This window comes from Anaerobacillus sp. (assembly GCF_046314235.1).
Taxonomy (GTDB): domain Bacteria; phylum Bacillota; class Bacilli; order Bacillales; family Anaerobacillaceae; genus Anaerobacillus.
The window spans coordinates 120,372-142,578 of sequence record NZ_JBKBWN010000007.1; the positions used below are offsets into that span (position 1 = coordinate 120,372).

Sequence of the window (22,207 nt, forward strand, 5' to 3'; positions counted from 1 at the left end):
AAGACGATTATATGCTAGAATAGTTTTGTTGAGACAGCAAAGATAGGAGTTTTGCAACGATGAAAAAAACGCTTATTATTTTTATTCAATTATTTTTTCTTTGGCTTATAAATGAAGTAGGGTATTTATTAGTTGGAGTTTTCAATTTACCTCTGCCAGGAAATGTACTGGGGATGGTTATTTTGTTTGGTCTTTTATTAACGGGTGTAATTCCTTTAAAATGGGTAGAAGAAGCATCCACATTTCTAATTAAACATTTAGCTTTTTTCTTTATTCCAATTGCCGTAGGTTTAATGAATTTTGGACCGTTATTTTTACAAAATGGCATTTCCTTGCTTATTGTTATTATTGGAAGCGCCGCAATCGGAATTTACGTGACAGGTGCAATATCACAAAGCTTAGCTGAAAAGAAAGTAGGTGCAGAAAATGATCGTTCTCGTCACTCTGCTTAGCATTTCAATTACGGTGGCTGCCTATTTGTTATCAAAAGTAGTAGGGAAGCGTTATCCGTCGCCTTTTACAACACCTGTATTTTTCAGTACAGCTATTATCATGACTATTTTAGTTACGTTTGGTCTGACATTCGAGGATTACACAGTTGCCAAGGATATTATGACGTTTTTATTAGGTCCAGCTACAGTTGCTTTAGCTGTTCCATTATATAAAAATCGAATGATTATAAAAAAACATAGTGGACCTGCGTTAGTTGGGATCATCTTAGGAACAATGTCGACGATCGTTGGAGCAGTATTGTTAGCAAAACTGCTAACTCTTTCTAATGAAATTTTAGCATCTGTCAGTGTAAAGTCAGTAACGGTACCTGTAGCTGTGGAGATTGCTTCTATTATTGGTGGTGATCCAGCTTTAACAGCTGCCTTTGTTGTGGCAACTGGAATTCTTGGCACAATGATTGGACCATGGTTAATGAATTTGACGAACATTAATCACCCTCTTTCAAGAGGGTTAGCCCTAGGGACAATCTCTCATGGTCAAGGAACGGCGCAAGCGGCTACTGAAGGGGAGCTTCAAGGCGCTGTTGCAGGAGTGGCGATGGGCTTAGCGGCAATTTTCACAGCGATAGTAGCGCCACTTGTTGTCCCATTCTTTATTTAAAACAACGCTAACTAAAATTTTTGACGCTTCAAAGCCTTGGTATAAGTGAATTATTTATCAAAAAAAACCTTAATTAGAAATTAATGGTACTATTTATTAAAATTATACGTTATGATAATAGAGAAAAGTCTACTAGGGGAGTCCAAATTGCCGGACTGAGAAAAGAATGCATTCTTTGACCCTTGGAACCTGATCTGGATGATACCAGCGGAGGGAAGTAGTAAAATACAAGAGGGTGGCATTTTTGTCTCTTTCTTTGATTTTTCTTCTATCTACTACGAGTCGGGTTCTGTTAAACAGAGCCCGATTTTTTATGTAGAAAGGATAGTTTCCCGTTATTTGCTGTATCTTCAGTCGCAAATTCGATTTGAGGAGGAAGTTACATTGTCAATGCAAAAAGAAATGTCGATTGAGTTAAAGTCACAGTTTGCAGCTAGTAGGAAGGTTTATGTTCAGGGGTCTCGGAAGGATATTCAAATCCCAATGCGAGAGATTGAGTTAACGCCAACAACAGGGATTGCAGGCAGTAGCGAAAATGCGCCTGTACGAGTATATGATACTAGTGGCCCGTATACAGATGCGGGTTATGAAGTTGATGTTCGAAAGGGCCTACCGAAAATTAGGGCAAACTGGATTTCAGAACGTGGAGATGTAGAAGAATACGAAGGTAGAGAAATTAAACCAGAAGATAATGGTTATAAAAACGATGATCCCCGTGCTAATCTCGAGTGGTTTCCAAACAGAGTAAGCAAACCACTCCGTGCCAAAGCAGGGAAATGCGTCACGCAAATGCATTACGCAAAAAAAGGGATCATTACACCAGAAATGGAGTTTGTAGCGATTCGTGAAAATATGGATCCTGAATTTGTACGTGAGGAAATTGCTCGTGGACGTGCGATTATTCCGAATAATATTAACCATCCAGAAAGTGAGCCAATGATTATTGGTCGTAATTTTCATGTGAAAATTAATGCTAATATTGGAAATTCCGCGGTAACATCTTCAATTGAAGAAGAAGTTGAAAAAATGACGTGGGCAACAAGATGGGGCACAGATACGATTATGGATTTGTCGACTGGCAAAAATATTCATACGACAAGAGAATGGATTGTGCGTAATTCACCAGTTCCTGTTGGGACAGTGCCAATCTATCAAGCTCTTGAAAAGGTGAATGGGATTGCTGAAGACTTAACATGGGAAGTGTATCGTGACACGTTAATTGAGCAGGCTGAACAAGGAGTAGATTATTTTACAATCCATGCCGGGGTACTACTTCGCTATATTCCGATGACGATAAATCGAATGACCGGAATCGTCTCACGTGGTGGCTCCATATTAGCGCAATGGTGTTTAGCACATCATCAAGAAAATTTTCTTTACACACATTTTGAAGAGATTTGTAAACTATTAAAAGAGTATGATATAGCTGTTTCTCTTGGGGATGGCTTAAGACCAGGCTCAATTGCTGATGCTAATGATGAAGCGCAATTTGCTGAGCTGAAAACCTTGGGGGAATTGACGGATATCGCTTGGAAGCATGATGTTCAAGTCATGATCGAAGGACCAGGTCATGTCCCAATGCATAAAATTAAGGAAAACATGGATTTACAACTTGAAATTTGTAAGGAAGCGCCATTTTATACGTTAGGACCGCTTACGACCGATATTGCCCCGGGGTATGACCACATCACGTCGGCTATCGGAGCAGCAATGATTGGTTGGTACGGAACAGCGATGTTATGCTACGTGACACCAAAGGAGCATTTAGGTTTACCGAATAAAAATGATGTTCGTGAAGGTGTAATTACTTATAAAATAGCAGCACATGCGGCTGATTTAGCGAAAGGGCATCCCGGAGCGCAAATGAGAGATGACGCTTTATCAAAAGCTCGTTTCGAATTTCGTTGGCACGATCAATTTAACCTTTCCCTTGACCCAGAGCGAGCCCGCGAATTTCATGATGAAACTCTTCCGGTTGAAGGTGCCAAGACTGCCCATTTCTGCTCAATGTGTGGTCCTAAGTTTTGTTCGATGAGGATCTCACATGACATTCGCAATACCGCTTACGAAGATGGGAAGTCCGGAATAGAAGTAATTGATGAAGGGATGAAGCAAAAAGCAGAGGAGTTCGTTCGTGATGGAGCAAAAATCTACAAGTAACGTTGATCCTGTTCATCAGCTAATAGCAGAAATCCGATCATTAGAGATAAAAAAGAGGCAACTTCAGCTAAAACTGAAATTACTTCAAGATGGTTGTAATCACGACTTTTTAGAAACAGCTTTTATACGCAAATGCAAGAAGTGCAATTGGACTGAGAGTCTGTATTATTAATAGACAGAAGTGTCCGTCTACCTTAAGGAACGTTATAGAGAGCGGAGGTTTATCCCAAAGCTCTACTTAAACGGAGGTGACGGACACTTTTTGAAGTATAGTTTTAACATAAAAGCTGTCTTGCTCCTGCGATGGCTCGCTGTAAAGCAGATGTTTTCGAAGGAGTTTTCTTGCTCCTGTGATTACTCGTTGTAAAGCAGAAGTTTTCGAAGGAGTTTTCTTGCTCCTGCGATTACTCGTTGTATTGCAGATGTTTTCGAAGGAGTTTTCTTGCCCCTGCGATTACTCGTTGAATTGCAGATGTTTTCGACGAGTTTCTTGCTCTTGCAAAAAACCGTCACATATGCCGTGAAGGTCACGAGGTTGTAGCAGCTGGGGGCTTGTGTTTTTTCTTACATGTTCAGCTTTTTTATCACTGCTTTAAAAAAGATCCAATCTCTCAATGGTAATTAAGGTGATAATAACGAGAAATGGAATAGTCGTTTTTAAAATATCCCAGCGGTTAATTGCTTGTTTTTCACGATGGCGAATCGTTCCATTAAAACAGCGGGCAGTCATAGCGTTGTATACATTTTCAGCACGGTCAAGAGATTTAATAAGCAAACCTCCTGTGAGTTGCCCGTAAACTTTTAAGTTACGAATTGAAATCCCACCCGAAAAAAAACGAGATCTAGCAGCTAATTGCATTTTTTGAATATCATCAAAAAATAAAAATACATAGCGGTAAGATAGTAACAAAATCGTGATAATGATTGGCGGTACCTTTAGGTGGGCAAGACTGTCCATGAATTCATCGATTGATTGAGTATGCAGTAAAATCAACATAACTGTCATACAAGTAATGGCTTTTAAGAAAATGAGCGAGGCAAAAGAAACTCGATCAATTTCAATGGGGAAACCACCCCCTAAGATTAAGGGTACAGTCATAAGAAGTAAAAATGGTGTAATAATTAAATATCTCTTTAGCAATAAAGTGATCGATATTCCCATAGCAAGTGATCCCACCAAGGCGATGGCATAAGCAAACATAGCAATAGAAGTTGTTTTAAGACTAATTACCCCAAATATAAACAGGATGACTGCGATTAGCTTTGCCCGCGCTTCCCAGGAAAGAGCCCACTTCGTAATCCCTTCTAAGTCAGATTGAATATCCCCTTGTTCTTTTGCCAATTATCTCACCACCTTAAAACGAAGGGAGGAGTTCTCAAGTGTCGAGCCATCCTCATTTTTTATTGCGACCACCTTTTTTTAAGCTTATAAATGTGATTGATGCCCCCATCAATAAACCAATAATTAGGACTGCAATGTATGACAGTGGATTTGTGCTAGTACTAGCAGCATTATTTGCTGAAGGGTTAGTAGTATCGACTAATAGAGTTGTAGTCCTCCCTACTAATTCATACTCTGTATCTTCAAGAATTCCCGCTTCCTCTGTTTGGAAGCTTGCTTTGATTAACCACTCTCCGTTAGATTGAAGGTCAAATTCAAAGAAACCGTCATTAGCAGATACCCCCTCTAAAAGCTCCCCATCTGGCCCATATGCAGTTATAGTAGCTTCAGCAAGTGGCTCGCTTTCGAGTAACACTTTCCCTTTTAACTTTCCTTTTGTAAAGTTTCCTAAGCTAGTTTCTGGAACGATTTCTAACATTAGGCCAACCGGTTCACTAGCTGTTTCATTACCACTACCAACTTGGTGGACAGTTTTCGCCATCTGTAAGCTTAGTCTTGTAACTCCATCATCGGGAGTGTATGTACCAGGCTTTCGAGTCGCCCAAAAAACATATTCCCCTTTTTCAGTCGCAGGTATAAAGGCTCTTGCCTGAACCCCGATTTTCTCTAGATCTAGCTGTTCAACTTCGCCACTAGGATATCGGACAAAAAGTTCATAATTTTCATAGTTTGCTTGATCAAGAAAATCTCGTAAATGTCCCCACAACACATCAATTTGCAGTTCGTTGCTCGCTTTGTCTTCTTGAACTTGAATAAACAGCTCGTGAGCAAAGGCTTTTGGTGCGAAAATCAGAAATAGAACAAAAGTAGTTAAGAAAATTAACTTTTTCATTGAATGGATCACCTCTAGGTAGTTTTAGTTATGCTTACGATAATGAAAAAAAGTAGCAGTAAATAAAAGGATGGATACTCCTAATAGAGCTCGAATCCAGATAGGAATATCTAATTGGTTACTAGCGTGATCGCTTATCCACGTTGCACGATGACCGATTCCATCGTCAGCAATTAGTTGATGGACTCGTATCGTACGATCAAAGTATACATATCCGTTGTCATCGACATATTTTTCAAATAAGGAATGACCTTCTTCATCAAAGGCTTTAACAAGAGCAATCCCGGATTTAGTCCCATCATCATAACGAACTTTAATTTTACCAGGCTCGACTAGTTCTACAATCATACGATGTGCTAACACTGACTCAGGTTGTATGGCGAAAAATAGTAAGAAAAACATTAATAGCTTTTTTGTTCTGGTCACTTTTCCTGTCACCTCACCCCTTTTTCAAATATACTCGGCCGAGCAGCATCTAGATATTTCACTGAAAATCCGGTTAATACACCTTCTAAAAGCGCCAGTGGCAAATATGCAAATAATAGAATATTGATCACTGAAAAGGTGCCTTCACTATAGCGTTGGTCTGAAAAAAGGAGCAAGAGCATTAATAAGAGGACGCCACCACAAATAGCAGTAAAACCTGCAAGAAAGCCTTTCAGAAATGGCTTCTTTTTATAAAGTTTAGTAGAAAGCCAGTAAACGAACAAAGCAGGTAGCGACATTAGTAATGTGTTAGCGCCTAATGTACTTAAGCCCCCATGTTGGAATAAGGTGGCCTGGAGTATAAGCCCAATGAAAATCCCTAGCGGAGCTCTACGACCAAGCACTAATCCGAGAAAGCCACCTAATAGCGGATGTACTGAAGTCGGTCCAATCGGAATGTTAATTAGTGAGGATACGAAAAATGCCCCTGTCAGTAGGCTGATTTTTGGTACTTCTTCTTCTTTGATACCCTTTAATGAGTACGCGATAAGACCAACCGCCGCAATCGTTGTTCCGACTGCTACAGAGACGCTAAGCACACCATCTGCCACATGCATCTGACATCACCATCCTTTCGTGACTATTCATATGGTCTTAAATTCCAAAAAAGACCAACAACTTAGGTGGCACATCTTTGTGCATCATAGGTGCCTGGCACCCTAAATGGACAAAATAACAAAAAAGTCCACGTGGAGTGGACTTTTTCTGTTAAAGTATTCTGAATATAAATGGGAAACGATAATGCTCTCCCTCATATGCTCTAATAGCTGCAATGATAGTGAGAATAAAGGCTGCTATGCCTAGGACAATTAGTAGAAAAATACCGATGAGAAGAATGATTAAAATAGTGCTAATAATGCCATAGATAGTGAATGAGATTAAAAAGTTAAAATATTCTCTGCCGTGATGGTCTATAAATTCTGATTCATCCTTTTTTAAAAGCCAGATAACAAGTGGTCCGATAAATGCTGTAAAGAAACTAATTAAATAAATAAGCATAGCTAATGTGCGCTCTTCTTGTTCAACCATGGTTTTCACCTCCTTTTTAGGTTAATGTTTGTTATAATAGATCATACTTACTATACGAAAAAATAAGGAATGAGTTTCATGAGCATTATTTCTGTAGAAAATTTATATAAAACATATGGTGACAAAACGCTGTTTGACGAGCTTTCCTTCACAATTTCAGGAAAGGATAGAATAGGTCTGATTGGTGTAAATGGAACTGGAAAATCAACGATGTTAAAAATAATAGCTGGGCTTGAATCGATGGATCGTGGCAAGGTTACTCATGCTAATCAGTTTCACATTGAGTATTTACCACAACAGCCAGAGTTGGATCATTCGTTAACGGTCCTTGAACAAATTTATTATGGGGACTCAAGTATTATGACAGCAATGCGAAAATATGAGGAAGCATTAGCAAATTTAGAAGAAAATCCTGAAGATAAAAAACTACAGGAGCGTCTTTTTCAAAACCAGCAAAAAATGGATGAGCTAGATGCATGGGAGGCAAATACAGTTGCCAAAACAGTACTAACGCGCTTAGGGATTACTGATTTTTCAAAATCAGTTGGACTTTTATCAGGTGGCCAGAAAAAACGAGTCGCCATTGCTAAGGCGTTAATTCAACGTGCTGATCTGCTTATTTTAGATGAGCCGACGAACCATTTAGATAATGAAACAATTGAATGGCTGGAAGGATTTTTGTCTCAGTATAAAGGAGCACTTATTTTAGTCACCCATGATCGCTACTTTTTAAATCGAGTTACCAATCAGATTTTCGAATTAGATGGTGGTAGACTTTACACATATGAAGGAAATTACGAAATATTTTTAGAGAAAAAAGCTGAACGAGAACTGGTTGCTGAGCAAAATGAAGATAAGCGCCAAAACATCTTACGTCGTGAATTAGCATGGCTTCGCCGTGGTGCAAAAGCGCGGACAACGAAACAAAAAGCACGAATCCAGCGTGTTGATGAATTACAAAATCAAAAAGGGCCGACAGCTCATCAAAATGTAGAGTTTTCAATCGGTTCACAACGCTTAGGTGATAAAGTCATTGAAGTAGAAAACATTTCAAAGTCTTTAGGTGGAATGAAGCTGATTCATAATCTTAGTTATCTGGTTGTTCCAGGAGAGCGCCTTGGAATTATCGGGCCAAATGGAAGTGGTAAGACGACATTGTTAAATATCCTAGCAGGTCGAATGAAGGTTGACAGTGGCGTTATCGAGGTAGGAGAAACAGTTAAAGTCGGTTACTATACTCAAGGTGACGAGGAAATGAATGGTGAGTTACGTGTCATCGAGTTTATTAAAGAAGTTGCTGAAGTCGTTCATACGACAGGTGGTCATACCATTACTGCAGAGCAAATGCTCGAACGGTTTTTATTCTCAAGGCCAATGCAACGGACATTTATTAGAAGGCTCTCAGGTGGAGAACGCCGCCGCCTTTATCTTTTAAAAATTCTAATGTCCGAACCTAACGTTTTATTTTTAGATGAGCCAACAAATGATCTAGATATCCAAACACTAAGTATTCTAGAAGATTATTTAGATCATTTCCCTGGGGTTGTTATAACTGTATCCCACGATCGTTATTTTTTAGATAGGGTAGTCGATCGTCTCCTTGTGTTTAATGGCGATTCAATTAGCCGCTTCCAAGGTAGTTACTCTGACTATATGGAAGAAGAGAAAGAAAAGCGCGAGCTAGAAACTAATGCAGCACAAGTAACAAAGCAAGAGCAGCAGCCCCGCAAGGAAAAAAAGAAAAAGTTATCATATAAAGAACAGCAAGAATGGAACCAGATCGAGGACCTAATTGCTTCTCTTGAAGAAAAAAAGGAGACGCTTGAAGCTGAAATTGTCGCTGCCGGTAGTGATATTGGTAAGATTAATGAGCTCTTTGAAAAACAAAAGCAAGTAGAAGCTGATTTAGATACAGCGATGGAACGTTGGGAAGAACTTTCTTTATTGATTGAAGAAATTGAAAATAGTTAATTAATAAAGGGATACTCAAACGGTCGTTTTTTCATGACTTTTTGAGTACCCTTTTTATATTACAAGGAGGGTTGTAACATGACGATGGACATAGTGATTGCTGTTATAGCTATTTTTATTTTGCGTGAGCTTGTGAAAACAAAATCGGAACTAAAAGAGCTGAAGGAATATGTGAAAAAAATAGCAGAAAAATAAAAAAGGCGGGCTCAACGATGTTTGACAGAGAGGAGAGATCTCACTTTAAATAAACTACTGCCATGATAGTGAGGGAACTTTCATGGCAGTAGTTGAAAAAGCCTTTTGTTTGAAGTTTATTCTGTTACGAAAGCGTCCTTGAAGCCCTTGTCTTGAACGGTCTTTAGATTGAGAAATAACTCATAGTGTAGATATCCTTGAGAGAGCATTTTTTTGTATGAATTTAGGGCTAACTTAATTGATGTTTTCTTTATTTTGAGTTTAGTGGACTGGATTTACCATAAATTAGGAGTTAGTGTCCCTAAAGTTGAGTATAGTAGACTGAGTTTACCATAAATTAGGGGTTGCTGTCCTTAAAGCTGAGTTTAGTGGACTGAGTTTACCATAAATTAGGAGTTCCTGTCCTTAAAGTCGAGTATAGTGGACTGAGTTTACCAAAAATTAGGGGTTCTTGTCCTTAAAGCCGAGTATAGCGGACTGAGTTTACCATAAATTAGGAATTGTTGTCCTTAAAGCCAAGTTTAGTAGACTAAGTTTACCATAAATTAGGAATTGTTGTCCTTAAAGCCGAGTATAGCGGACTAAGTTTACCAGAAATTAGGAGTTACTGTCCTCAAAGTCGAGTATAGCGGACTGAGTTTACCATATATTACGAGTTGCTGTCCTTGAAGCTGAGTTTAGTGGACTGAGTTTACCATAAATTAGGAGTCTCTGTCCTTAAAGCCAAGTTTAGTAGACTGAATTTACCATAAATTAGGAATTACTGTCCTTAAAGCTAAGTTTAGTAGACTGAGTTTACCATAAATTAGGAATTGTTGTCCTTAAAGCCGAGTATAGCGGACTGAGTTTACCATAAATTAGGAGTTGCTGTCCTCAAAGCCGAATACAGCGGACTAAATTCTCCATAACCTGGGATCCCTTGTCCACGAAGCAAGGCTTCATGGACAGCCTTTCCCAAAAAACAAGGAGCTATTGTCCATGAACCAAGGTTTCTTGGCTGTATTATAGCTCCATAAACTCTGGAAGCGGATCTTTTAATTTAGTCCAATCCTCGTTCATCTCTTCTTGTGTCAGTAAACACTCGTTTAATCCAGCGATGATGCTTTCCTTATCAAAGCGAATGCCGATTAACACTAACTCTGTAATCCTGTCACCATACTCGGCGTCCCACATTTCTTTCAATTCAGGTTCTTCTTTTAATATAGCTTCTTGTTCTTCAGTAGAAAGCGATGCTATCCAGTAGCCAGCCGGTTCAAAGGAAACGGAAGGTCCTGCTTGGCTCATCAAAGCAATAATATTATTTCTAGTGGCTAGCCAGACCAATCCCTTTGCGCGGATGATTTCCTTTGGCCACTGTTCAATCCACTGCAACAGTCGCTCGGGATGAAATGGTTTTCGAGCTCGATAGACGAATGAGGAGATTCCGTACTCCTCGGTTTCGGGAACATGCTCGTGTTGTAACTCTTGGAGCCAGCCAGCTGACTGACTTGCTTCTTCTAAATCGAACAAACCAGTGTTTAGGATTTGATCTGCTTTTACTTGACCATGCGAGGAACGAATAAACTTTGCTCGTGGTTGTAATTTCCGCAAGATCGCTTCTAATTCAGTTAAATTTTCCTCGCTGACTAAGTCACATTTATTTAACACTAATACATCACAAAATTCGATTTGGTCAATTAACAGATCGACAACTTCGCGTTCATCTTCTTCATTAGCAGCTTGTTTTCGATCGGTAAGTGTTTCTCCTGATGAAAAGTCATGCCAAAAACGAAATGCGTCAACAACAGTAACCATCGTATCTAAGCGGCAATAGTCAGTAAGATCAATTTCACTTTCTTCATCCTTATATGAGAATGTTTGGGCAATCGGGAGTGGTTCTCCAATTCCCGTTGATTCAATCAAGATATAATCATATTTATTTTCCTCGGCTAATCGCTTTACTTCTATTAAAAGGTCCTCACGAAGAGTACAACAAATACAGCCGTTTGACATTTCTACTAGCTTTTCATCAATCCTTGATAGAGCTGCCCCTCCTTTAATAAGATCAGAATCTATATTAACCTCACTCAAATCATTTACGATAACAGCGACTTTTAAGCCTTCGCGGTTGTTTAATACATTATTTAGTATAGTTGTTTTTCCTGAGCCTAAATAGCCAGTCAAAACTGTAACAGGAATTCGTTTGTCAGCCACTAAAAACATCCTTTCTCTAAAAACCGTAATTATTACGTTTTGTATTGTAGCATAAAAGCCACTAACTAACAAAGTTTCACCTTAAAATTTGCATTCTATTAATACAATTTGTATATTAATTAAATAATAATTATTTCGATTTACGGAGGGAAGAACAACATGAAGAAATGGCTCATCATCGGTGGTGGTATCCAAGGTTGTACAATGGCCAGTTACCTAAGAAAAAGCTTATACATCCAAGCAAATGACATGGTAGTCATTGACCCGAAACCGCGTCCTCTAGAAAATTGGCGTAAATTCACAGAGAAGTTAGGAATGGCTTATTTACGATCACCTTCCATTCACCATTTAGATCCAAGTCCATTTTCACTAGAAAAATTTGCGAAACAACATAGAGATAAAGAATTTGTCCATTTTTATGCTCCGTATGACCGCCCAGATTTGCAATTGTTTAATAAACATTGTGAAGAGCTATTCTCACAAATAGATATTGAAAAAAGTTGGGTCCAAGGTAAGGTCAGCGGTTTAACGAAATCGACGAAAGGTTGGCTAGTTACTTTAGCAACTGGAGTTGAGTTAAAGGCAAAAAATGTGGTAATTGCGATTGGCTTAAGTGAGCAACTAAGATGGCCACAGTGGGCTTTGGAAGGGAAAGCACTTGGAGCCAATATTGCTCATGTGTTTGACGAGAAAGAGAACTTAAAAGAACGTGGCTCAGTTGTGATCGTTGGTGGTGGAATTAGTGCAGCGCATGCAACGATTAAATGGAGTGAAATGCTACCTGGTAAAGTCACATTGATCACTCGCCACCCGTTAACTGTTCATCAGTTTGATTCGGATCCTGGATGGTTGGGACCAAAATATATGAACAAATTTAGCAAAATTGAATGTTTTAAGGAACGTAGAGAAGCGATAAAGGCAGCAAGATATCCCGGCTCATTGCCATCCGAGTTAAAAACAAGGTTAGAAAAATCTAAAAAACAAGGCAATATAGATATATTAATTGATGAGGTATTGCAGGTCGCTACTGTTAAAGAGGAACTTCTCAAGTTGCAACTGAAATCTGGCGAAGAACTTGTAACAGGCGGAGTATTATTGGCTACAGGGTTTGAACAAAAACCTCCAGGGATGGATTGGTTACAGTTGTTAATCAAAACGTACTGCCTACCATGTGCTACTTGCGGCTATCCAATTCCTAAACCATCATTAGAGTGGGAGGAAGGTTTGTATTTGTTAGGTGCATTAGCAGAACTACAACTAGGACCAGTTGCCAGAAATATATCGGGAGCACGAAGAGGGGCGGAACGGATCATATCGACTTTTTAAAGAGGAGGACATTTGTGCTCCTTTTTTTGTTTGCTTCTATGATATAAAAAAAGGTGCGTTGCTTTCAATAAGTTCATTCGCAAAAAGGTAAGTCGAACATATGAATAAAAAGATGCAAATGATCAAGCAATATTCACCTCAACATATTATTGATAATTTTACTTTGTTAAAGGGTATGATAATAGGGTAAAACAGAAATAACATGGAAAATCAATCCTTTTTTTGTGAAAAAGTGACTAGTAAATTCGACCGCCGTTCGATATAATCCTTTAAGAACAACAATGAAAACGGTTTATAAACGGTCAAAGTTTGTTCACTGTTTCACAAACTTTTTTGTGCTACAATAAATTCAAGATAAGAAAAGGAGTTGAGCTAAATGATCTTATGTGAATGGAAAGACTTCTCAACAGATACTGATACTTACTCACAGCAAATGTTTGAAGAACTTGTTGGAGATGAATTCGATGCAATGATGTTTGAAGAGGGGAAGGAAATTCCTTCGTACATTTGGACAGTAAACTATGTTTGCATCATCAAAGAGAACTCAAAAATGTACAAAGACATCTCAATTACCAAAATCCAAAGAAACCCTGTTTGCGAGTAAAGAACCTTTTACTTTAAATATTTTTTAAAAAAATCACGTTGTAGCACAACTAAGGAGGATTTTCAAATGGCAGTAGTAGAGAAAGAAGTCAAAAAACAAGATGATGTTTCAAAAATGATTAACGCATTAGTTGAAAATGGTCAAGTTGCGTTAAAAGAATTTTTAACGTTTGACCAAGAAACAATTGATAAGATCGTAAAAGAAATGGCACTAGCTGGACTTGATCAACACATGCCGTTGGCTAAACTTGCAGTTGAGGAAACTGGCCGCGGTGTTTATGAAGATAAAATTATTAAGAATATGTTTTCAACAGAATATGTATACCACAACATTAAGTATGATAAAACAGTTGGTGTTATTAATGACAATGAGCACAGTGGTGTCATTGAAATTGCTGAACCAGTAGGAGTTGTCGCTGGGGTAACACCTGTAACAAATCCAACATCAACAACAATGTTTAAAGCGATCATCGCTATTAAAACTAGAAATCCAATTATTTTTGCTTTCCATCCTTCAGCACAAAAATGTAGTAGTGAAGCAGCTCGTATCGTTCGCGATGCAGCAGTAAAAGCTGGAGCACCAGAACATTGTGTTCAATGGATTGAAAAACCATCAATTGATGCGACACAACAATTAATGAACCATCCTGGTACTGCATTAGTACTTGCAACAGGTGGAGCAGGAATGGTTAAGTCAGCGTATAGCACTGGTAAACCTGCGTTAGGTGTAGGCCCTGGTAACGTTCCATGCTACATTGAAAAAACAGCTTCTGTAAAACGTTCAGTAAATGATTTAATTCTATCGAAATCATTTGATAATGGAATGATTTGTGCTTCTGAGCAAGCAGTAATCGTAGATAAAGAGATTTACGAAGAAGTTAAAAATGAAATGATTGCAAATAACTGCTACTTCTTAAACGAAGAAGAGAAGAAAAAAGTAGAAAAGTTAGTAATTAACGAGCAATCTTGCGCGGTAAATCCTGATATCGTAGGAAAGCCAGCATTTGAAATTGCCAAAAAAGCAGGAGTAAAAGTTCCTGAATTTACTAAAATTCTTGTTGCTGAATTAACAGGAGTAGGACCAGATCACCCACTATCAAGAGAAAAATTAAGTCCAGTATTAGCTTGCTACAAAGTAAACAGCACAGAAGAAGGCTTCAAACGTGCTGAAGAAATGTTAGAGTTCGGTGGTTTAGGACACTCTGCAGTTATTCACTCTAACGACGAAGAAGTTCTTACTAAATATGGTATTAGAATGAGAGCTTGCCGTATTATCGCTAACGCTCCATCATCTCAAGGGGCAATTGGTGACATTTACAATGCGTTCTTACCTTCACTAACTTTAGGTTGTGGATCTTATGGTAAAAACTCAGTATCTCAAAACGTTAGTACTGTTCATTTATTAAATATTAAGCGTCTTGCGAGAAGGAATGTTAATATGCAATGGTTTAAAGTTCCACCAAAGATTTTCTTTGAAAAGCATTCAACTCAATATTTAGCAAAAATGCCAAACATCACAAAAGCTCTAATTGTTACAGATCCGTTCATGGTTAAATTAGGCTATGTTGATAAAGTATTATACTACCTAAGACAACGCGCTGACTATGTGCATTGCGAAATCTTCTCAAATGTTGAGCCAGATCCATCAATTGAAACGGTTATGGCTGGTGCAGAAATGATGCACAACTTCCAACCAGATTGCATTATCGCTCTTGGTGGTGGTTCAGCAATGGACGCAGCAAAAGGTATGTGGGTATTCTATGAGCATCCAGATGCAGACTTCCATGGCTTAAAGCAAAAATTCTTAGATATTCGTAAGCGTGTCGTTAAATATCCTAAGTTAGGTAAAAAAGCTCAATTTGTAGCTATTCCAACAACATCTGGTACTGGATCTGAAGTAACTTCATTCTCAGTAATTACTGATAAAGCTAATAACACAAAATATCCATTAGCAGATTACGAGTTAACTCCAGACGTAGCGATTATTGATCCACAATTTGTTATGACTGTACCAAAAGGTGTAACAGCTGATACAGGTATGGACGTATTAACTCATGCAATTGAGGCTTATGTTTCTGTAATGGCTAACGATTACACTGATGGTCTAGCATTGAAAGCTATTCAACTAGTATTCAAGCATTTACCAACAGCATATCGTAATGGTAACGACGAAGTAGCACGTGAAAAAATGCATAATGCGTCAACAATTGCTGGTATGGCATTTGCAAATGCATTCCTAGGTATTAATCACAGTTTAGCTCACAAACTTGGAGCAGAATTCCATATCGCTCATGGTCGTGCAAACACAATCTTAATGCCACACGTAATTCGTTACAATGCGACAAAACCTAAGAAATTTGCTGCATTCCCTAAGTATGAGTCTTTCGTTGCTGACGAGCGCTATGCAGAGATTGCAAGAATGCTAGGATTACCAGCTAGTACTACTGAAGAGGGTGTTACAAGCTTAATTCAAGCAATCGTTAAATTAGCTAAAGAGTTAGATATTCCAATGAGCATCGAGGCTTGCGGAGTAGATAAGAAAGACTTTGAAGCAAAAGTAGATAAGTTAGCAGATCGTGCTTTTGAAGACCAATGTACAACTGCAAATCCGAAACTACCATTAGTAACAGAATTAGCAGATATTTATCGCAGTGCTTTTAAAGGAGTTTAATATATTTAAAGGGTCAGTTTTCCAAAATGGAGACTGACCCTTTTCCTTTTTCTTCAAATAAAGCGTTTTCTTTGAAAATAACTTAACACTATGGTAATGTTGTAAACGTAAAATGTATGATAATTATCTGATTTTTTATGGGAAATAGAGCAAGGTAAGAATGATCTTTAATTATTTGGAGGGTTTCTTGGAATGGGAAGAATGATTAGCAACAGCGAAGATCCATGGCAAAGTTTCTCTGGCCCTAATTTGGCGTATCTTATGGATATTTACGAGATTTACTTGGAAAGACCGGGTGAGGTCGAAGAAGAGTTAAGAAATATATTTGATATGTGGGGTCCACCGCTATCTATAGACGAAGCACAACTGACACCAAAGGTAACATCGAGTGTACCTGATTTAATGAAGGTAGTATCAGCAACAAAATTAGCGGATCATATACGGAATTATGGTCACTTATATGCTAACTTAAATCCAATTGATAATTCGAGAAAACAGGAATTAAATTTAGCAGACTTCCAACTGACAAAATCAGATTTAGAGAGGTTACCAGCGAATATCATTTGCGCTGTTGCCCCAATAAAGTTAGAAAACGCTTATGATGCTTTCTTATATTTGAAAGAATGTTATACAAAGACGATAGGTTTTGAATTAGGTCACGTCCATAAAGACGATCAAAAGCAATGGCTGACTGAACAAATTGAAAATAGAGCATTGCACCCTACGTTTAATACCGATAGGAAACTGAACCTTCTAAAAAGATTGACTGAAGTAGAAGAGTTTGAAAATTTCTTGCAACGCACATTTGTCGGGCAGAAACGATTTTCTGTTGAAGGACTAGATACACTTATTCCAATGTTACAAGAAGTAACTGAACAGTCCGTTGTTGATGGCTTTAAAAATGTCATGATCGGTATGGCTCACCGAGGGAGATTAAGTGTCTTGGCCCATGTTTTAAACAAGCCATATGAGAAAATTTTTGCGGAATTTCAGCAAGCCCCTAATAAAGAGCTTGTTCCTTCTGAAGGCTCTACAGGAATCAACTTTGGTTGGACTGGGGATGTAAAATACCATCTAGGTGCAGACTTAGAAATTATGAAAAAAGCAAGGGTGACACTAGCGAATAACCCTAGTCACCTCGAATTTGTTGCACCAGTTGTCCAAGGATTTACGAGAGCGGTTCAAGATAACCGATCAACAAAGGGGTATCCAGTTCAAGATACAAACAGTGCCTATTCAATTATTATACATGGTGATGCTGCTTTCCCGGGACAAGGAATTGTTTCTGAGACCTTGAATTTAAGCCGTTTAAATGGCTACTCTATTGGTGGGAGCATTCATATTATTGCTAATAACAATATCGGTTTTACAACGAATAGCACCGACTCAAGGTCTACATTATATGCAAGTGACTTGGCCAAAGGATTTGAAGTACCGATTATCCATGTAAATGCTGATGACCCAGAGGCTTGTCTATCAGCGATTTTGTTTGCATTTGAATATCGGAAAAAGTTTAAACAAGATTTCATTATTGATTTAATCGGCTATCGTCGTTATGGTCATAATGAAATGGACGAACCAGCAACTACTCAGCCAAAAATGTATGATATCATTCGTCAGCATCCAACCGTAAAAACACTTTATAAAGATTTATTAATAAAAGATGGGTTGTTGAAAGAAGACTCTACTCATTATGAGCAGGAGGCAAAACGAAGGTTACAGTCAAGCTATGAAACAGTTAAAAAACTAGGCAATGAAAAAGTAGCGAACGTAAATCGCTCTGGAAATGTCATTCACCCATTTGACGACATTGAAACGAAGGTCTCAAAGGAACTGCTTATTGAAATAAACGAACAATTACTAAAATGGCCTGAAGAGTTTGCAGTTTTTCCAAAACTAGCAAATATTTTAACGCGCCGTAAAGCAGCTTTCGGTGATGAAGGTAAAATTGATTGGGGTCAAGCAGAAACTTTAGCCTTTGCGACAATTTTAAATGAAGGAACGCCAATTAGGTTAACTGGTCAAGATTCAGAGCGGGGCACCTTTGCACAACGACATGTTGTCTTAAATGATTTTAAAACAGGAAAGAAATTTTCACCTCTTCACCACATCAACACAAGCAAGGCATCTTTTGCTATTCATAACAGTCCACTATCAGAAATGGCTGTCGTAGGCTATGACTATGGTTATAACGTCATTGCACAAGAAACGTTAGTATTATGGGAAGCACAATATGGTGATTTTGCTAATGGAGCACAAGTGTTGTTTGATCAGTTCGTTGCTGCCGGTAGAGCGAAGTGGGGGCAAAAATCAGGCTTAGTTTTATTACTGCCGCATGGCTATGAAGGGCAAGGACCTGAACATTCTAGTGCTCGTCTTGAACGGTTTTTACAGCTGTCAGCAGAAAATAACTGGACGGTTGCCAACTTAACGAGCTCGGCTCAATATTTTCATATTCTTAGAAGGCAAGCAGCATTATTAGGGGAGGAATTTGTCCGCCCGCTTGTGCTTATGACGCCAAAAAGCTTACTTCGTCATCGGTTAACAGCTTCAAGTGGCTTAGAACTTGCTGAAGGGAAGTTTCAACCAATTATTGAGGACAAAGTTTCTAAGAATGTTGAGTCAGTAAAACGGCTTGTCTTATCTACTGGCAAAATGGCCATCGATTTACAAGAGACGTTAATGGAGCAATCTAAGAATACCGATTGGCTTCATATCATTAGAGTAGAAGAGTTATATCCGTTCCCAAAAGAAAAGATTAAAGAAGTATTGTTACGTTACCCCTCTTTAGAAGAGATTGTTTGGGTGCAAGAAGAGCCACAAAACATGGGGGCATGGTCTTATATGAATTTAAAAATTCGTGGAGTTGCTCCTGAAAACGTTAGAATTCGCTATATTGGTCGACCATACCGATCAAGTCCCGCTGAAGGAGATCCGACAGCTCATAAACTAGAACAGAAAAGAATAATTGCTGAAACGTTAAAGGGAGGGCATCAGGGATGATCGAAATTATCGTTCCCCAACTTGCAGAGTCAGTTACTGAAGGAACAATTGCAGCTTGGTTAAAGCAACCTGGAGATAAAATTAACCCAGGTGATTATATTGTTGAGCTAGAAACAGATAAGGTTAATGTAGAGATCAACGCCGATACAGGCGGGATCTTAAAAAAAGTCTTAAAGCAACCAGGTGACACCGTTTTGGTTGGTGAAGTGATTGCGTATATCGCTACCGCTGATGAAAATGTCGTTACACCTGAGCCGAAAGTGGTAGAAGAAGCTAAAGAAGTAATTGAAACTGAGCCTGCATTACCTGAAGCTAGCAATGAACGCCCACTTGCGTTTCCTTCAGCACGGAAGCTTGCCAGAGAAAAAGGGATTAACTTAAATGAAGTTGCGACGAATGATCCACTCGGTAGAATAAGAAAACAAGATGTAGAAGCTTATCAAAAATCTGAAGCACAGATACCTGCGCCTACTCCAACGGCAAAACAAGTTGTAGAAGCTCCTAAGGCTAGCGCCGGTTCTTTTGCGAAGCCAACAGAAAGAATTAAAATGTCACGCCGTCGCCAAACAATAGCAAAACGTTTAGTTGAAGCGCAGCAAACAGCAGCGATGCTAACAACGTACAATGAAGTCGATATGTCAGCGTTATTAGATTTACGGAAGCGTCGCAAAGATAAATTTTTCGAGCAAAATGGTGTCAAACTAGGCTTTATGTCATTTTTTACAAAAGCCGTTATTATTGCTTTGAAGAAGTTCCCATTAGTAAATGCAGAAATTCAAGGTGACGAAATTGTTTTGAAGAAATTTTATGACATTGGTGTTGCCGTATCAACAGATGAAGGCTTAGTTGTTCCAGTTGTAAGAGATGCAGACCGCTTAGGCTTTGCTGAAATTGAGCGTGAAATTGGTGATCTTGCGAAAAAGGCTAGAGATAATAAACTAAAGCTTGATGACCTCCAAGGTGGTACATTTACAATTACAAACGGTGGTGTTTTTGGATCGTTATGGTCAACACCAATCTTAAATGCTCCTCAAGTTGGTATCTTAGGAATGCATAAAATTCAGATGAGACCTGTGGCAATTGATGATGATCGTTTTGAAAATCGCCCAATGATGTACCTGGCTCTATCATATGATCACCGAATTATTGATGGGAAAGAGGCAGTAGGCTTCTTAGTAAAAGTAAAAGAATTACTAGAGGACCCAGAATCGTTGTTTCTAGGATAATTATAATAAAAAAGGGTCTGCTCCAGCGCTAGGAGCAGACCCTTTTACTAATCTAAAATTCATGTGTAGGATGACCGCTTTTACTAACCTGATATTTTAGTGTAGGGTGACCGCTTTTACTAATCTAAAATTCAAGTGTAGGCAGTACGCTTTTTTCTAGTCTAAAATTCCAAGTGTAGGATGGATCCTTACTTCAGACATACTAGTTAACTCATAGCGCGGGAAGTAAAGAACGATATTGCCATCCCAATCTGACAAGTAGAATGAATGATCTTTTTTAATCGTTATTTCTTCCTTGAGATCCGACCAACGCTCTTTAATAATTCCCCTTATTTTTTCTTCTAAATAAGGTAGTTCCTTCTCTGAGACAAAATCTAAAAGTTCCATTGCTCGGCCTTTTCCTAAGTCAAAAGTGAGAAACGTTGATTTACTGTACGGATGTGCGAGATCCTCAGAACTCCACTCTGTCTCAAACTCGATACTCAAAACAGAGGAAATTTCATAAACGATTTTCGCTGTTACATTGCCATGTAAACCAAGGTAGTTGTCGTAGGAGGCTAATAGAGCATGATTTTGAATGAGCCTATTTAATTCATCGATGCTGCTACTTTCGCCAACTCCCCTTAACTCGCCTTGGAAATATGGAAAGACAATTGTAGCGCCATTTTCTTCAATAATTTTCCTTTGGATAAAGTAGCTATGTTGATTTTTGATCCAATCCAATACTTGACCGTAATATCCAGTGAGGACATAGTCGATTTCCATTAAGCTTCCATCATAGGATTGATACTGGGCAGTAATGAAAAAATCTGGTTCGGCTAAGCTTCTTTCGATATTTGTAATCGTTAATGTAGACAAATCAATATTTTTTTCATAGTAAGCGATGACTTTTGGGAGGATAGTCTCTTTTTCATAGCTAGAAATAAATCCTCCATAATCGCTAATCATATCGACATCCTTCGTTAATAACCCGTACTGATAGAGGATAAAGGCATTACTTTTGCCATGTTCAACGCCAAATTCCGTTAATTGATCATACTGAGCTTTTAAAGTTGGGTGATTATTGAGAATTTCATCAAGATCAACATGACTATTTTCCAACATTTCCTTTTCTTCTTTAGAAACTTGCTCTTGCTCCTCTTTAGCGTCAGTCGGTTCCCCTCGATAAGCCTCTTCACTACTACTGTACTCGTCTTCGGATTTTTTAGTCATCAGTAGTTCGAGAGGGTTAATAATAATCAGTAAAAGAAGGACGGCTACAACCCCTAAACGGAATTTCCAGCTTGCCATTGATCTTCTTCGTTTCACTTCTTCAAACATTTTTTCATGTAAGCTATCTTGAAATTCTTTTCGTGGAGTAGTATCTGGGCGCTTTCGTAATGGTTCTAAAAAGTCATCATTTGGCATCTTCATGAAAAATAAACCCTCCTTCCTTATTTTTCGTGACGAAACTTTGTAGCTGCTTTAACGCACGATGATAATCTACTTTTACTTTTGATTCTTTCCAGTCCAATATTTCAGCAGTTTCCTTTATGCTTAGTTCTTTAAGACCTCGTAAAATGACGACATTTCGAAAGTCAGGTTTTAATTTAAGCAAGGCCAATTGGAGCTCTTCCCATTCTTCTAAATGTTCGACATTTGCCTCGGGATCTCCATATGAGGTTGGAGAAATCCGCGAAAATAACTCAGGGAGGAACTGCTGAATTTTTCTTTTTCGGAAATAGTCGATCGTTGTGTTACGGGCAATTGATAAAATCCAAGTTTTTGCTGACGAATTCCCTTGGAACGAATGAAAGTTTTTCATTACTTTCATAAACGTATCTTGGGTTAAGTCTTCAGCTTCAGACTCACTGTTTGTGAAATACAAACAATACTGGTAAACATCATGTAAATAGTCATCGTATAATTGCTGAATTATTTCTTTCTCATTCGCGTAGGACAAATGCTAGCCCCCTTTCAAATCCAATTTACTATATAGTCGAATAGCAACAAAAAAT

General features: G+C 38.4%; 18 protein-coding genes and 1 riboswitch. Of the genes, 10 read left to right on the forward strand and 8 right to left on the reverse strand.

What is annotated here, in order from left to right:
* Positions 1 to 59: 59 nt before the first annotated feature.
* From ACK4M9_RS11765 to ACK4M9_RS11780, 4 genes are all read left to right on the forward strand, one after another.
* Complete coding sequence (locus ACK4M9_RS11765; protein ID WP_409850615.1) at positions 60 to 452, forward strand: CidA/LrgA family protein; 393 nt, start codon at positions 60 to 62, stop codon at positions 450 to 452.
* Positions 427 to 1,113, forward strand: coding sequence for an LrgB family protein (locus tag ACK4M9_RS11770; RefSeq protein WP_409850617.1), 687 nt, complete (start codon positions 427 to 429; stop codon positions 1,111 to 1,113). The genes ACK4M9_RS11765 and ACK4M9_RS11770 overlap by 26 nt, the downstream gene beginning before the upstream one ends.
* 124 nt (positions 1,114 to 1,237) lie before the next feature.
* Positions 1,238 to 1,346: riboswitch (TPP riboswitch) on the forward strand.
* A gap of 157 nt (positions 1,347 to 1,503) precedes the next feature.
* Positions 1,504 to 3,273 (forward strand): phosphomethylpyrimidine synthase ThiC, encoded by a 1,770-nt coding sequence (gene thiC, locus ACK4M9_RS11775; protein WP_409850873.1) that lies wholly within the window; start codon positions 1,504 to 1,506, stop codon positions 3,271 to 3,273.
* Positions 3,251 to 3,445, forward strand: coding sequence for a hypothetical protein (locus ACK4M9_RS11780; RefSeq protein ID WP_409850619.1), 195 nt, complete (start codon positions 3,251 to 3,253; stop codon positions 3,443 to 3,445). The genes thiC and ACK4M9_RS11780 overlap by 23 nt, the downstream gene beginning before the upstream one ends.
* A gap of 420 nt (positions 3,446 to 3,865) precedes the next feature.
* Here the strand turns inward: ACK4M9_RS11780 and cbiQ are convergent, their stop codons facing one another.
* The 5 genes from cbiQ to ACK4M9_RS11805 form a co-directional block, all read right to left on the reverse strand.
* Positions 3,866 to 4,615, reverse strand: a complete 750-nt coding sequence (gene cbiQ, locus ACK4M9_RS11785) for a cobalt ECF transporter T component CbiQ (RefSeq protein WP_409850621.1) — start codon at positions 4,613 to 4,615, stop codon at positions 3,866 to 3,868.
* A gap of 52 nt (positions 4,616 to 4,667) precedes the next feature.
* On the reverse strand, positions 4,668 to 5,507 hold the full coding sequence (locus ACK4M9_RS11790) for a DUF4198 domain-containing protein (protein WP_409850623.1): 840 nt from the start codon (positions 5,505 to 5,507) through the stop codon (positions 4,668 to 4,670).
* Between the two features lie 24 nt (positions 5,508 to 5,531).
* Positions 5,532 to 5,933, reverse strand: a complete 402-nt coding sequence (locus ACK4M9_RS11795; RefSeq protein ID WP_409850625.1) for a hypothetical protein — start codon at positions 5,931 to 5,933, stop codon at positions 5,532 to 5,534.
* Positions 5,934 to 5,941: 8 nt separating this feature from the next.
* Positions 5,942 to 6,550: a CbiM family transporter gene (locus ACK4M9_RS11800; RefSeq protein ID WP_409850627.1), complete on the reverse strand. Its 609-nt coding sequence runs from the start codon at positions 6,548 to 6,550 to the stop codon at positions 5,942 to 5,944.
* Positions 6,551 to 6,701: 151 nt separating this feature from the next.
* Positions 6,702 to 7,022, reverse strand: a complete 321-nt coding sequence (locus ACK4M9_RS11805; RefSeq protein ID WP_409850629.1) for a DUF4870 domain-containing protein — start codon at positions 7,020 to 7,022, stop codon at positions 6,702 to 6,704.
* Positions 7,023 to 7,100: 78 nt separating this feature from the next.
* Between ACK4M9_RS11805 and ACK4M9_RS11810 the strand changes: the two genes are divergently transcribed.
* On the forward strand, positions 7,101 to 8,993 hold the full coding sequence (locus ACK4M9_RS11810; protein ID WP_409850630.1) for an ABC-F family ATP-binding cassette domain-containing protein: 1,893 nt from the start codon (positions 7,101 to 7,103) through the stop codon (positions 8,991 to 8,993).
* Between the two features lie 1,197 nt (positions 8,994 to 10,190).
* Here the strand turns inward: ACK4M9_RS11810 and ACK4M9_RS11815 are convergent.
* Positions 10,191 to 11,381 carry a GTP-binding protein gene (locus ACK4M9_RS11815; protein ID WP_409850632.1) on the reverse strand — a complete coding sequence of 397 codons (1,191 nt, stop codon included), beginning with the start codon at positions 11,379 to 11,381 and terminating at the stop codon, positions 10,191 to 10,193.
* A 159-nt stretch (positions 11,382 to 11,540) separates the two neighbouring features.
* Between ACK4M9_RS11815 and ACK4M9_RS11820 the strand changes: the two genes are divergently transcribed.
* The 5 genes from ACK4M9_RS11820 to odhB all read left to right on the forward strand — a co-directional run bounded on the left by ACK4M9_RS11820 (position 11,541) and on the right by odhB (position 20,210).
* The gene (locus ACK4M9_RS11820) at positions 11,541 to 12,707 is read left to right on the forward strand and encodes an FAD-dependent oxidoreductase (RefSeq protein ID WP_409850634.1); all 1,167 of its coding nucleotides are present in this window, start codon (positions 11,541 to 11,543) and stop codon (positions 12,705 to 12,707) included.
* A 376-nt stretch (positions 12,708 to 13,083) separates the two neighbouring features.
* A complete protein-coding gene (locus ACK4M9_RS11825; protein ID WP_409850636.1) occupies positions 13,084 to 13,311 on the forward strand; it encodes a hypothetical protein in 228 nt (75 codons plus the stop codon).
* A 66-nt stretch (positions 13,312 to 13,377) separates the two neighbouring features.
* Complete coding sequence (gene adhE / locus ACK4M9_RS11830; protein ID WP_409850638.1) at positions 13,378 to 15,981, forward strand: bifunctional acetaldehyde-CoA/alcohol dehydrogenase; 2,604 nt, start codon at positions 13,378 to 13,380, stop codon at positions 15,979 to 15,981.
* A 192-nt stretch (positions 15,982 to 16,173) separates the two neighbouring features.
* Positions 16,174 to 18,984 carry a 2-oxoglutarate dehydrogenase E1 component gene (locus ACK4M9_RS11835; RefSeq protein WP_409850640.1) on the forward strand — a complete coding sequence of 937 codons (2,811 nt, stop codon included), beginning with the start codon at positions 16,174 to 16,176 and terminating at the stop codon, positions 18,982 to 18,984.
* On the forward strand, positions 18,981 to 20,210 hold the full coding sequence (gene odhB, locus ACK4M9_RS11840) for a 2-oxoglutarate dehydrogenase complex dihydrolipoyllysine-residue succinyltransferase (RefSeq protein ID WP_409850642.1): 1,230 nt from the start codon (positions 18,981 to 18,983) through the stop codon (positions 20,208 to 20,210). The genes ACK4M9_RS11835 and odhB overlap by 4 nt, the downstream gene beginning before the upstream one ends.
* A gap of 156 nt (positions 20,211 to 20,366) precedes the next feature.
* On the opposite strand, the gene ACK4M9_RS11845 is transcribed toward odhB, so the two are convergent.
* Together ACK4M9_RS11845 and ACK4M9_RS11850 are read right to left on the reverse strand one after the other, a co-directional pair.
* Positions 20,367 to 21,623, reverse strand: a complete 1,257-nt coding sequence (locus ACK4M9_RS11845) for a hypothetical protein (protein WP_409850644.1) — start codon at positions 21,621 to 21,623, stop codon at positions 20,367 to 20,369.
* Positions 21,607 to 22,152, reverse strand: a complete 546-nt coding sequence (locus tag ACK4M9_RS11850; RefSeq protein WP_409850646.1) for an RNA polymerase sigma factor — start codon at positions 22,150 to 22,152, stop codon at positions 21,607 to 21,609. Before ACK4M9_RS11850 ends, ACK4M9_RS11845 begins: the two co-directional genes overlap by 17 nt.
* Positions 22,153 to 22,207 lie beyond the last annotated feature (55 nt).